The following is a 12950-nucleotide window of genomic DNA, read 5'->3' on the forward strand; positions in this document are numbered from 1 at the left end:
TCAGCGGGTCCTCACGGTTGGTGTGCCGATCAGGACGGGCACTTTGCGCCCGTTCTTCTCGGTGAACTCGACGGTCGGGTCGGGTGCGCCGGGCGCGTTGACGAACGAGACGAAGCGGCCGAGTTTCTCGGGGTCGTCGAGAACGGCTTTCCATTCGCATCGGTAGCCGTCGACGTGGCGATCCATCGCGTCCTCGAAATCGGCTGCGAGGCCGAGGGAGTCGTCGATGATGACCTCTTTGAGATGGTCGAGCCCGCCGTCGAGTTCGTCGAGCCATGGCGCGGTGCGCTGCAAGCGGCTCGCGGTGCGGATGTAGTACATCAGGAAGCGATCGATGTAGCGCACCAGCGTCGCGTCGTCCAGGTCGGACGCGAGCAGCTGAGCGTGTTTGGGCGTCATGCCGCCGTTGCCGGCGACATAGAGGTTCCAACCGGACTCGGTGGCGATCACGCCGACGTCTTTGCCCCGAGCCTCGGCACACTCACGCGCGCAGCCCGATACGCCCATCTTGATCTTGTGGGGAGCGCGTAGACCGCGGTAGCGCAGCTCGAGGTCGATGGCCATCTGTACGGAGTCCTGCTGCCCGTATCGGCACCAGTCGGTGCCGACGCAACTCTTGACGGTGCGCAGTGATTTTCCGTATGCATGACCGGATTCCATGCCGCCTTCGACGAGGCGCAGCCAGATCTGCGGCAGCTGGTCGACGGTGGCACCGAACATGTCGATGCGTTGTCCGCCGGTGATTTTGGTGTACAGCCCGAAGTCGCGGGCGATCTCCCCGATCAGAATCAGCTGCTCCGGCGTGATGTCGCCGCCGGGCACCCGCGGCACCACCGAGTAGGTGCCGTTGCGCTGCAGGTTGGCCAGGAAGTGGTCGTTGGTGTCCTGCAGCGAGGCCTGCTCGCCGTCGAGGATGTGCTCGGAGCTGGTGGATGCCAGGATCGACGCGACCGCGGGTTTACAGATATCGCAACCCGTTCCGGTGCCATACCGCTCGACGAGCCCCGAGAAGGTCCGCACTCCACTGGCCTGGATGATCTCGAACAACTCGGTGCGTGACTGAGAGAAGTGCTCGCACAACGCCTTCGAGACCGCGACACCCTCGGCGGCGAGCAGTTGCGACAACAGCGGCACGCACGATCCGCAGGACGTCCCCGCGGTAGTGCAGCCCTTGAGGTCGGCTACCGTACAGGCGCCCTCGGCTATCGCCGAGCACAGGCCCGCCTTGGTGACGTTGTTGCACGAGCAGATCTGTGCCTCGTCGGGCAGCGCGCCGACGCCGATCGCCGGGCCGTCGCCGCTGCCGGCCGGCGCGATCAGCGATACCGGATCGCCGGGCAGCGGTGAGCCGACCAGCGGCCGCAGCACCCCGTAGCTGGACGCGTCGCCAACCAGCACGCCGCCCAGCAGGGTCTGCGCGTCATCGGAGAGCACGAGCTTGGCGTAGCTGCCTCCGATCGGGTCGGACACCACCACTTCCAGCGCGCCCGGGGTGGTGGCCAGCGCGTCGCCGAAGCTGGCGACGTCGACCCCGAGCAGCTTGAGTTTGGTCGACAGATCGGCGCCGGGGAATTCGGCGTCGCCGCCGAGCAGCCGGTCGGCGACCACCTCGGCTCCCGCGTAGCCGGGCCCGACCAGGCCGTAGCACCGGCCCTCGACCGCCGCGACCTCCCCGATCGCGTAGATCGCCGGATCGGCTGTCGCACAGGTCAGGTCGCAGTGCACACCGCCGCGCTCGCCGAGGTCGAGTCCGGCGGCCCGGGCCAGCTCGTCGCGCGGGCGCACGCCGGCCGAGAACACCAGCAAGGCCGCGTCGATCACCTCGTCGTTGCTCAGCGTCACCCGCAGACCACCGGATCTGGTCGGCTCGATCGCCGAGGTGCCCGCCCCGACCGTGACGCCGATGCCCAGTTCGCGCACCGACCGCAGGAGGTGCTCACCGCCGGCCTGGTCGACCTGCAGCGGCATCAGCCGCGGCGCGAATTCGACAACGTGCGGGCGCATTCCGAGCAGCCGCAGCGCGTTGGCGGCCTCCAAACCGAGCAGCCCACCACCGACCACCACGCCAACCGCGTCCGGATCGCGGGCCAGCGCCTCCTCGGCGTCCGCGCGAATGGCATCCAGGTCGTCCAGCGTCCGGTAGACGTGGCAGCCCGCGGCGTCGTGACCCGGCACCGGCGGGACGAACGGATACGACCCGGTCGCCAACACCAGTGCGTCGTAGGCCATCTCGGACCCGTCAGCCGTGCTCAGCCGTCGCGCGTCGCGGTCGATTGCGGTCACCGCTGCGCCCAGGCGCACCTCGACCAGATCGTCACCGGAGTAGTCGTTGCCGCTCAAGGCAAGCAGAGAGCGGTCCCACGGGCCGACGTACGACGACAATCCGACCCGGTCGTAGGCGGCGTCGGCCTCGTCGCCGAAGACCACGATGCGCCAGGCGCCGTCGGTGTCCCGGGCCCGCAAGGCCTCGACGAATCGGTGGCCCACCATTCCGTGTCCGACTACCGCCACTGTGCGTTGACGCACTGATGTGCTCCTCTCCAGCATGTCGAGGTCGACGCTAGGAGGTGCGTATTGCCGCGGCGTCGCGCTGAGTTGCCGCGTCGTCACGCCTTTCTCACCGCGTCCGATCGTCGCGCGTGAGGGCGGCCCGGGCCCGGGCCGAGGCTAGCTGGTCAGGCGTGTCGATGTCGGTCACGTCGCCCACCTCGGCGAGCGCGGCACCGGCGGGTATGAGGTCCCTCACTCGAGGGGGGTTGGCAGCCAAGGCGGCCGCCAGCGTGACCGAATCCCAGACGGCGGTGAGGTATTGGGGCTGGCCGGTGTCGTCGACGGCGAGGGCGACCGGCGCGCCGCCGCGCGCGGCGCGCAATGCCGCGACGGCGGCCGGGGTGATCCATGGCAGGTCGGCTGCAAGCACTACGACGTCGGCGGCGCCGGGCCGCAGCGCCGCGTGGCCCGCGGCGAGCGCCGCCACGGGACCCGAGCCGGGTGGATCTTCGCGCACCACAACGACTTCCGCCGGCACGGCACGCGGCGGCCCCACGACCACGACCTGCTCGGCTCCGGCGACGGCGGCCAGTGCGATGTCGAGCAGGCGCCGGTCGCCGACCCGCTGCTCTGGCTTGTCCGCGCCAAGGCGCGTCGACGCGCCACCGGCCAGGATCACGGCCCGCATCGGGGTGCTCAATACACGTCTCGCACGTAACGCCTCTCGGCTGACATCGCATACAGGTAGGCCTCGGCACTCTTCGGGCTGCGGCCGCTCTCCTGAGCGATGATGCCCTGCAGGGCCCCGTCGACGTCGCGTGCCATCCGCGCCGCGTCGCCGCACACGTAGACGTATGCGCCGTCGGTGATCCATTTCCACAGGTCGGCGGCGTTTTCACGCATCCGGTCCTGAACATAGAGCTTGGTATCTCCGTCCCGGGAGAACGCGGTGTCCAGCCGGGTGAGCAGCCCGGTTTGCGCGAAGCTCTCCAACTCCTCGCGGTAGTAGAACTCGGTCGCCTCGTGACGCTCGCCGAAAAACAGCCAGTTGTCGCCGCGGTGCCCGCGACCGGCGCGATCGTGCAGGAAGCCGCGAAACGGTGCGATCCCGGTGCCGGGACCGATCATGATGGCCCGCGCGTCTGCGTCCGCCGGGGGCCGGAAGTGCTTGGTGGGCTGGATGAAGACATCGACCTCGGCACCGGCGTCCAGGCCTGCGAGGTAGCCGGAGCAGACGCCGTGGCGGGAGCCGCCGTTCGACGACGCGTAGCGGACGATGCCTGGCGTCACGTGTACCTGGGTGGGGTCCTCGAGCGGGCTCGACGAGATCGAGTACAGCCGGGGCGTCATCGGCCGTAGCACCTGGAGCCAGTCGTCGAGGTGGGCGGCGACCGGATGGCTCGCCAGCAGGTCGATGAGTTGGCGGCCCCAGGTCCAGTCGGCGAAACCGGCCGGGTTGTCGATGACAGCCCGCAGGTCTTCGGACGGGTTGTGACGCTGCACAAACCGCACCAGGTCGGGGGTGATGCGGGTGATATCGAGCCTGCGACGGAAACCCTCTGCGACAGATAGTGTTTCGCCACCAAGTTTGATCTCGGTGGTGCCGTCGAGTCCGGCGACGTCGAGGAATTCGGCGACGGTGTCGGCGCGGTTGTGCGGCCAGACGCCGAGTGCATCGCCCACGCCGTACTGCAGGGTGTCCGCCGGAAGATGCACCGCGATGTCGCGGACGTCCTTGTCCGAGCCGGCGGCGCACAGCGCGACATTGCCGGCGATCGTGGTGCGTAGCGGGTTATTTCGCGAATATGCCTGCTGTGCTGATACTTTCGCGACGGTCGGCGTCTTGGGTTGCTGCTCCGAGATCGCGGCGACGACGTGGTCGGTCCAGTTGCGCGCGGTGGCATCGAAGTCGGGCTCACACGATCCGCGGCCGGCGATGCGGCGGGCGCCCAGGTGTTCCAGGCGCGCGTCGAGTTTGCGGGCGAATCCGCAGAAGTCGGCATATGACGAGTCGCCGAAGCCCAGCACCGCGAACTCGAGGCCGTCGATGTCGCCCGGTTCGGCGGCGGCCAGGGCGTCCCACAGCGCGATGCCGTTGTCGGGCGGATCACCGTCGCCGGTGGTCGCCACCACGAACAGCACCGTGCCGGCCAGATCGGCCACGGATACTTCCTCGGCCCCGAGTAACCGGGTCGCGACACCGGCCCCGCTCAGGTGCTCTGCGCAGGTGCCGGCGTACTCCTCGGCGGTGCCCGTTTGCGACGCCCACACCACGGTGGCCGTCGGCCTTTCGGCTACTTCTGGTGGCGCAGCAGGCGCGGTGTGCTCTGTGCGGCAGAAGATTCCGGCCAGGACACCGTCGACCCACATCCGGTTCTCCGGCGAGAGTGGAGTCGTCGCGGGTAACGCGGGCATCGCACCCACGGGCGGGTTCGCCCGGATTCCGGCCAGCAAGCCGGACAGGTAGTGCTGTTCGGCGACGGTAAGGGTCGGCGCGCTGGGAAGCGATCCGAAGACACCGCCGAGGGCGTCGGCCGGTAGCTGAACTTGCAGCGGCATGGATTCCTCTGGTGCAGAACGGGTGTCGAGGACGCTCAGCGCGACGGCGCACACCTTGAATTCGGGCTGCAGCGAGTCGGCGTCGACGGCGTCGTTGGTGACGGCGTTGATTGCGACGTCGGGGCCGAACGCGTCGGCCCAGTGCATCGGCGCGAAGCACACGCCCGGTCGTACCGCGTCGTCGACCGCCGCGGGAAGAACTGCTCGGCCCCGCCGGGAACGGATCTCGACCCGATCGCCGTCGCGCACCCCGAGGCGGTCGGCGTCGTCGGGATGCACTTGCAGGAACGGCTCGGGGTTGAGTTTGTTGAGCTTGGCGACCCGCCCGGTCTTGGTCATCGTGTGCCATTGGTGCGCCAACCGGCCGGTGGTGAACACGAGCGGGAACTCGTCGTCGGGTAGCTCCGCGGCGGGCAGGTGCGGACGCGGCAGAAACCGGGCACGGCGGCTCGGCGTGGGAAAAGCCAGCGCGGGAACGGTTCCGTCGTCGGCGGTGTGCAGGTCCTGGTTGACCCCGTCATTGCGGTAGCGGATCGGGTTGCGGTCGGCGCCGCCGGGCGCGGCGGGCCATTGCACCGGGTTGCTGCGCAACCGGTCGTAGTCGATGCCGCGCAGGTCCCATCCGGTGCGGGGATTGTGAAAGCTCGCGAGTTCGGCGAACACCTCTGCGGCGGAATCGAATTCGAAGCCCGAATAACCCATGGCGGTGGCGACCCGGCAGATCAGCTGCCAGTCCGGCAGCGCCTCACCCGGCGGCTTCATCGCCGCGCCGCAATGGGTCAGCGTGCGCTCGCTGTTGACCATCACCCCTTCGGATTCCGCCCACAGTGCGGCGGGCAGCACCACGTCGGCGTAGGCGGCGGTCTCGACGCCGGTGAACGCCTCCTGCATCACCACCAGCTCGGCGCGCTCGAGACCGGCGATCACCGAGGCCCGATTCGACACCGAGGCAACGGGATTGGTGCAGATGATCCAGGCGGCCTTGATCTCCCCGTCGGCCATCCGGCGGTACATGTCGACCGTCCCGGCGCCGGCCTGTGCGCGGATCGTCCCGGCATCGAGGCCCCAGCGCTGTTCCACGAACGTCCGGTCCGCGGCGTCCAGTGCCGAGCGCTGCCCGGGCAGACCGGGACCCATGTAGCCCATCTCGCGGCCGCCCATCGCGTTGGGCTGACCGGTCAGCGAGAAGGGGCCGGCGCCGGTGCGGCAGATCGCACCGGTGGCCAGATGTAAGTTGCACAGCGCGTTGGTGTTCCAGGTGCCGTGGGTGGATTGGTTGAGACCCATCGTCCACAGGCTCACCCAGTTCTTCGTCGCGCAGATCATGTCCGCGACCGCCCGCAGGTCGGCCTCCGGAATTCCGGTGATCTCGGCGACCGTGTCCGGGGGGTATTCGTCGAGCATGGCGTCCAGCGCGTCCCAACCCTCGGTGTAGGCGTCGACGAAGCCGTGGTCGACACCGCCGGCGTCGCGCACCAGCCTCAGCACGCCGTTCAGCAGCGCCAGGTCGGTGCCCGGTCGCACCGGGAGGTAAACGTCGGCCTTGGCCGCGGTGGCAGTGCGGCGCGGGTCGATCACGACCAGCTTGGCGCCGTCGCGGACCCGGTCCATCATGCGCAGGAACAAGATCGGGTGGCAGTCCGCCATGTTGGCGCCGATCACCACGAACAGGTCGGCGGTGTCCAGGTCGTCGTAGCTGCCGGGCGGCCCGTCGGCGCCCAGCGACTGCTTGTAGCCCGTGCCGGCGCTGGCCATGCACAGTCGGGAATTGGACTCGATCCACTGCGTGCGCAGATATCCCTTGGCCAGCTTGTTGGCCAGATACTGCGCCTCGATGGTCATCTGCCCGGACACGTAGAGCGCGATCGCGTCGGGCCCGTGCTGGTCGCGGATCGCCGACAGCCGATCGGCGACAGTCTCGATCGCGGCGGTCACGGGGGCCGGTTCGGCCTCTGCCCCGCGTTCCTGCCGGACCAGCGCCGTGGTCAGGCGGCCGCCGGCGCGGAGCATGTCCGCGGTCGTGTTGCCCTTCGTGCACAGTCGGCCGTGGTTGGCCGGGTGATCGGCACGGCCCGTGGCCTTGGTGGCCACCCCGTCGGTGACGTGCAGATCCAGGCCGCAGCCCACGCCGCAGTACCCGCAGACTGTGGCGACCTTTGCAGAGGTTGCCATGCCATCAATGGTGGCGGTGGCGTGTTTCCGGGCCCGTCGCGGCGGTTACGGGCGGATCAACTCGACCTGTCGAAGGCGAGTTCAGGGCTGTGAGAACACCACGCAATCGTGCCGAAAGCCACCCGGCCCGGGGTCGCCCTTGCGGTGCAGCAACGCGCGGGCCGGTGTGACCCGCAGCGCGGCGGTGTCGGCGTCGCTGACGTCGGACAGCTTCGCGGTGCCGTCGACGATCAGCGAGTAATCGCCGGCCTCGCGCGGTGGCCACAACAGCGTTACGGCGCTGCGCTTTTCGATGTTGCGTCGAGTTCGGCCGCCGACCCTTCCGACGTCGATCACGTGACCCTGGAGCTCCGGTTCGACGTCGACGGTGTGCACCCGGTAGTCGTCGTCGACGGTAACGAGGTACGCGGCATGAAAGCCGGTCAGCGCGTCGGCCAGCCGCACGAAGTCGACTTTCTTGTCAGTCTTGCCGCCCATCCGGCCAGCCTAGGCGTCGCACCATGCCGATCCCGACGGGCGAATGGATAATGGCAGGCGTGATCACGACGCTCGGTGTGCCGCTGGTGCGGCGTCCCGCTGCGAGCGGGCTGGCTGCGACCGGCCAGGTGCCGGCCACCGGTCCGCTGATCGACCGCTTCGGCCGTGTGGCCACCGACCTCCGGGTGTCGCTGACCGACCGCTGCAATCTGCGCTGCACGTATTGCATGCCGGCGGAGGGCTTGCAATGGTCGCCCGCTCAGGAGTTGCTCCAGCCCGACGAGATCGTCCGCCTGATCGGAATCGGCGTGACCCGCCTGGGTATCACAAAAGTGCGGTTGACCGGCGGAGAACCGTTGCTGGCCAAGCATATTGACGACGTCATCGCGGCCACGGCCGCTCTGCGACCGCGCCCCGAAATCGCCGTGACCACCAATGGGGTGCTGCTGGGCACTCGCGCCGACAGCCTGGCGCGGGCCGGCCTCGACCGGGTGAACGTGTCGCTGGACAGCATGGACGGCATGCGCTTCGCGGCGATCACCCGGCGCGACCGGCTGAACGACGTGCTGGCCGGACTGGCCGCCGCGCACGCCGCCGGCCTGCGCCCGGTGAAAGTGAACGCGGTGCTGGACCCGCAGACCGGGCTCGACGACGCGGTGGCGCTGGTGCGTTTCTGTCTCGAGCACCACTATCAGCTGCGGATCATCGAACAGATGCCGCTCGATGCCCAACAACAGTGGCGTCGCGAGGCCGCGGTGACCGCGGATCAGGTGCTGACCCAATTGCGGCGCCACGCGTTCGCACTGGAACCCGATCGGGCCCCGCGTGATTCGGCGCCCGCCGAACTGTGGCGCGTCACCGATCCTGCGACCGGATGTCGCGGCACGATCGGGCTGATCGCATCGGTGTCGCACCCGTTCTGCTCGACTTGCAACCGCACCAGGCTCACGGCCGACGGGCAGCTGCGCAGCTGCCTGTTCGCGACCGAGGAGACCGACCTGCGTCGCCTGCTCCGCGGCGGCGCCGACGATGCAGCGGTCGAGGCGGCGTGGCGAAAAGCCATGTGGGACAAGCCCGCCGGACACGGCATTGACGACCCTGACTTCGTGCAGCCGGCCCGCCCGATGAGCGCGATCGGCGGCTGACCGTGCCCCCGGTAGAGCTGACCGTGCGTTATTTCGCCGCCGCGCACGCCGCTGCCGGATCGGAGTCCGTGCAGGTGAGCGTGCAGGACGGCACGACCGTCGACGACCTGATCGATCGACTCGGCGCCGGTAACCCCGATCTGGCCCGGGTCCTGGTGCGGTGTTCGTTCCTGCGCGACGGGATAGCGGTCCGCGACCGGTCCCAACCGCTTGGGCGGGGCGTCACGATCGACGTGCTGCCGCCGTTCGCCGGCGGCTGAGCTAAGTGCAGTTGACCCACTCGTCGGTGCCGTCGGCGAACACCTGCCGCTTCCATACCGGTAACCGCTCCTTGATCGTGTCGACCAGTCGCGCGCAGGTCACGAACGCTTCCTGGCGGTGATCGGCGGAGACGGCCGCGACCAGGGCGGCCTCGCCGATCCGCAGGACGCCGATCCGATGGCTGGCGGCGATCGCGCGCGTCCCGGGCGATTGCGCGGCCACCTCCGCCACCACCTCGGCGAGCACCTCGGCGGCCGAGGGATGTGCCGAGTACTCGAGTTCGGTGACCTGGCGCCCGTGGTCGTGGTCGCGGATCACGCCGACGAAGCCGACGACCGCACCCGCGGCGTCACGACTCACCAGACCCTGGTGTTCGGCGAGGGTGATCGGTTGATCCGTCAGCGCGGCACGCACAACGAGCGTCATCGAGGCCCCACTATATTGAGGCGTCATGCGGTCGGTCGAGGAGCACCAGCGGATCGTCGCCGACTTGATCAGCGCCCGTCCGGCCGTCGCCGTCAACCTGCGCGACGCCGAGGGACGCGTCCTCGCCGAAGACCTGTCTGCCGCAGTCTCGTTGCCGGTTTTCGACAACTCCGCGATGGACGGCTACGCGGTCCGCGCGGTGGACGTGAGCACCGCGTCGGCGGCCGCGCCGGTGAAATTGCCCGTCGCCGAGGATATTCCGGCCGGTCGCATCGACCTCCCGGCGCTCGAGCCGGGCACCGCACACCGGATCATGACGGGCGCACCCGTCCCGCCCGGCGCGACCGCGGTGGTGCCGGTGGAGTCCACCGACGGCCGCGTCGACGTCGTCAGCATCAACGCCGCCGTCCCCGCGGGAAAGCACATCCGCCGGGCCGGCGAAGACGTCGAGGCGGGCAGCACCGTATTGCGGGCCGGTCGACTGGTCACACCGGCGGTGATCGGACTGACCGCTTCGCTGGGATTCGGTGCGCTGCCGGTCATCCCGCCCCAGCGAGTGCTGTTGGTCTCCACCGGCTCGGAGTTGGTGGCGCCGGGCGAGACGCTGCGGCCCGGCCAGATCTACGAATCCAACTCGCCAATGCTGGCGGCGGCCCTGCGCGATGCCGACGCCGAGGTGGTCGCCGTCGCGACGGTCAGCGACGACGTCGCTGAATTCGCCGCGGTGATCGACCGGTACGCCACCGAGTCCGATCTGATCATCAGCAGCGGCGGGATCAGTGCGGGTGCCTATGAGGTGGTCAAGGACGCGTTCGGCCGCTCGGGCGATCGTGGAGTGGAATTCGCCAGGGTGGCGATGCAACCCGGCATGCCGCAGGGTGCCGGAAGGGTGGCGGGCACCCCGATTCTGACGCTGCCCGGCAACCCGGTCAGTGCGCTGGTGTGCTTCGAGGTGTTCATCCGGTCGCCGCTTCGGGCGGCGATGGGACTGCCCGATGCCGACCGTCCACGCCGATCCGCAGTGCTGACCGAATCGTTGACCTCGCCGACGGGCAAGCGCCAGTTCCGGCGTGGGATGTTCGACCCGGCCACCGGGACGGTGACCAGCGAGGGACCGCCCGCGTCGCATCACCTCCGGTCGCTCGCGGTGGCCAACTGCCTGCTCGACATCCCGCTGGAGGTCACCGAGTTGCCCGCGGGCGCCACCGTGCAGGTCTGGGACCTGGCCTGATCAACTGTCAGAATGGACCCGTGATGGCCGAACCCGCCGCTGAGCCGCCGTCCGGCGAGCTGTCGCACATCGACGAGCGCGGCGCGGCCCGCATGGTCGATGTCACCGAGAAGGCGGCGACCGCGCGCGTGGCGGTCGCCGCGGGTTCGGTCCGCACCGCCGCCGATGTGGTGGGGCTGATCTCGGCGGGCGGGCTGGCCAAGGGTGACGCGCTGGCCACCGCACGGATCGCCGGGATCCAGGCTGCCAAACGCACCAGCGAACTCATCCCGTTGTGTCACCAACTGGCTTTGACGGGCGTGGACGTCGAATTCGGTGTCGGCGCAACCGATATCGACATCACCGCCACCGTGCGCAGCACCGACCGCACCGGGGTGGAGATGGAGGCCCTGACCGCGGTTTCGGTAGCCGCGCTGACGCTCTACGACATGATCAAGGCCGTCGACCCAGCCGCCCGCATCGACGACATCCGGGTGTTACGCAAGGACGGCGGCCGTCACGGATCCTGGACACGCTGATGGCGAACCGATCGGCCCGCGTCGTGATCGCCTCAAACCGGGCATCGCAGGGCGTGTACGAGGACCGCTGCGGGCCTCTGATCGCCGATTGGCTTGTGCAGCAGGGGTTTGAGTCGGTGACGCCGACGGTGGTCGGCGACGGGGATCCGGTCGGGCAGGCGCTGCGGGAAGCGGTCGCCGCCGGCGTCGGCGTGGTGATCACCTCCGGTGGCACCGGCATCTCGCCGACCGACGACACTCCGGCCCAGACCGCGGCGGTAATCGACTACGACATCCCGGGTTTGGCCGAGGAAATCCGGCGCGCGGGCCTGCCGGCGGTGCCGACCTCGGTGTTGTCGCGCGGTATCTGCGGGGTAGCGGGCCGCACGTTGATCGTCAACCTGCCCGGCTCACCCGGTGGGGTGCGGGACGGCCTCGGCGTGCTCGGCGCTGTGCTCGGTCATGCGCTGGATCAGATTGCCGGCAAGGATCATTCCTGACGGGTCCGGCGCGACCGGACGAGATGCACTGCCCACCAGAGCAATAGTGCTCCCACCAACGCCACTGCGAGATTGCTCAGGAATCCGGTGACACCGACGCCGATGGCCAGCGCCCACTGCCACGGCCCCTTCAGGTCGCGCAGCAGGGTGATGTGCAGTAGGCCCGCAACCGTCAGCAGACCCGCCAGGATCGGCACCGGGAATCCGGTCAGGGCAGTGGTCAGCGCGGCGCCGATGCCCAACGCGAGCGCGATCAGTAAGCCGCCCAACATGATCGGCGCGCCACCGCTGCGGGCACCGAAGGTTCGGTGCGCCGTCATGCCGCCGGCCCCATGGCATACCGGCATGCCGCTGATCGAGCCGGCGAACAGGTTGGCGATCCCGATCGTGGTGGCCAGCCGGCCCGGTCGCACCCGCGCCGCCGCGTCGCCGAAGTACGTCCGGGCCGTATCGGCGGTGGCCAGGCACGAGTTGGCGAACGACAGCGGTACCTGAGGCAGCACCAGCGCGACCGCCGCTGCGGCGAACGCGTGCCGGCTCAGATGCGGCACGTGGATCGCCGAAGGGCCGAACGTGACCGCGCCGTGGAATGCCAGCACCATCGCCACGACCGCAATCACTATGTACACCAACGTGATCTGGCGGTGCCGTAACAGCAGCGCCACCACGACGACCAGGACGGTCAAGCCCACCACATACAGCGGCGAATGACGATGGTCGACGAACGACTTGGGCGTGGCCGAGACCAGCCGCCACGCCAACTGACAGAACAGCAGTCCGACCGAGAGCTGAATTCCACGAATGATGGCATGCGGGAACACCTTTGCCACCCAGTCCAACAATCCCGAGGCGCCGAGCGCCAGGAAGAGCAGGCCCATCAGCAGCGCGCCGGCCGCGATGTCGTCGGCGCCGAAACCGTGGGCGATCGCGATCGCGCCAAATGCCTTGAGCGGTTGCACCGGAACCGGGAGCCGATAGATCAGGCCGGCCACCACGTACAGCACCCCGGCCGGCAGCAGTACCGCCGTCGGCGTCAGCCCGTTCTTGACGATCAACGCCACCGCGATCGGCACCAGCACACCCAGATCGCCTAGCGCTCCGGCCATTTCCGCGCGATCGAACCGAAACGGGTTCGACCCTGACTCGAGCTCTGCGGGCGCCGTGCCGACCATGCCCGCACTCTAATGCAGCA

General features: G+C 69.2%; 11 protein-coding genes. 5 read left to right on the plus strand and 6 right to left on the minus strand.

Annotated elements, in window-relative coordinates:
• The 4 genes from nirB to PT015_RS04395 form a co-directional block, all read right to left on the minus strand.
• Nucleotides 1-2547: a nitrite reductase large subunit NirB gene (gene nirB, locus PT015_RS04380; protein ID WP_285189074.1), complete on the minus strand. Its 2547-nt coding sequence runs from the start codon at nucleotides 2545-2547 to the stop codon at nucleotides 1-3.
• Between the two features lie 70 nt (nucleotides 2548-2617).
• Nucleotides 2618-3178, minus strand: a complete 561-nt coding sequence (mobA, locus tag PT015_RS04385; RefSeq protein ID WP_285189077.1) for a molybdenum cofactor guanylyltransferase — start codon at nucleotides 3176-3178, stop codon at nucleotides 2618-2620.
• Between the two features lie 8 nt (nucleotides 3179-3186).
• Complete coding sequence (locus PT015_RS04390; protein WP_285189078.1) at nucleotides 3187-7221, minus strand: bifunctional nitrate reductase/sulfite reductase flavoprotein subunit alpha; 4035 nt, start codon at nucleotides 7219-7221, stop codon at nucleotides 3187-3189.
• Between the two features lie 81 nt (nucleotides 7222-7302).
• Nucleotides 7303-7698, minus strand: a complete 396-nt coding sequence (locus tag PT015_RS04395; RefSeq protein WP_285189079.1) for a KH domain-containing protein — start codon at nucleotides 7696-7698, stop codon at nucleotides 7303-7305.
• A gap of 23 nt (nucleotides 7699-7721) precedes the next feature.
• Here PT015_RS04395 and moaA point away from each other — a divergent pair, with 23 nt between their 5' ends.
• Both moaA and PT015_RS04405 read left to right on the plus strand, forming a co-directional pair.
• Entirely contained in the window at nucleotides 7722-8843 is a 1122-nt protein-coding gene (moaA, locus tag PT015_RS04400) for a GTP 3',8-cyclase MoaA (RefSeq protein WP_285189080.1), read from the plus strand.
• A 2-nt stretch (nucleotides 8844-8845) separates the two neighbouring features.
• On the plus strand, nucleotides 8846-9103 hold the full coding sequence (locus PT015_RS04405) for a MoaD/ThiS family protein (RefSeq protein ID WP_285189081.1): 258 nt from the start codon (nucleotides 8846-8848) through the stop codon (nucleotides 9101-9103).
• Between the two features lies 1 nt (nucleotide 9104).
• Here PT015_RS04405 and PT015_RS04410 read toward each other — a convergent pair whose 3' ends face one another.
• Nucleotides 9105-9530 carry a molybdenum cofactor biosynthesis protein MoaE gene (locus PT015_RS04410; RefSeq protein ID WP_285189082.1) on the minus strand — a complete coding sequence of 142 codons (426 nt, stop codon included), beginning with the start codon at nucleotides 9528-9530 and terminating at the stop codon, nucleotides 9105-9107.
• Nucleotides 9531-9555: 25 nt separating this feature from the next.
• Here PT015_RS04410 and moeA point away from each other — a divergent pair, with 25 nt between their 5' ends.
• The 3 genes from moeA to PT015_RS04425 are packed head-to-tail and all read left to right on the plus strand — an operon-like array spanning nucleotide 9556 to nucleotide 11758.
• Nucleotides 9556-10761 carry a molybdopterin molybdotransferase MoeA gene (gene moeA / locus PT015_RS04415; protein WP_285189083.1) on the plus strand — a complete coding sequence of 402 codons (1206 nt, stop codon included), beginning with the start codon at nucleotides 9556-9558 and terminating at the stop codon, nucleotides 10759-10761.
• Between the two features lie 23 nt (nucleotides 10762-10784).
• Entirely contained in the window at nucleotides 10785-11279 is a 495-nt protein-coding gene (moaC, locus tag PT015_RS04420) for a cyclic pyranopterin monophosphate synthase MoaC (protein ID WP_285190920.1), read from the plus strand.
• Nucleotides 11279-11758 (plus strand): MogA/MoaB family molybdenum cofactor biosynthesis protein, encoded by a 480-nt coding sequence (locus PT015_RS04425; RefSeq protein ID WP_285189084.1) that lies wholly within the window; start codon nucleotides 11279-11281, stop codon nucleotides 11756-11758. The genes moaC and PT015_RS04425 overlap by 1 nt, the downstream gene beginning before the upstream one ends.
• On the opposite strand, the gene PT015_RS04430 is transcribed toward PT015_RS04425, so the two are convergent.
• Complete coding sequence (locus PT015_RS04430; protein WP_285189085.1) at nucleotides 11749-12930, minus strand: putative sulfate/molybdate transporter; 1182 nt, start codon at nucleotides 12928-12930, stop codon at nucleotides 11749-11751. The two genes, PT015_RS04425 and PT015_RS04430, sit on opposite strands and share 10 nt — an antisense overlap.
• Nucleotides 12931-12950: the final 20 nt, after the last annotated feature.

It is taken from the genome of Candidatus Mycobacterium wuenschmannii (assembly GCF_030252325.1).
Classification (GTDB): domain Bacteria; phylum Actinomycetota; class Actinomycetes; order Mycobacteriales; family Mycobacteriaceae; genus Mycobacterium; species Mycobacterium wuenschmannii.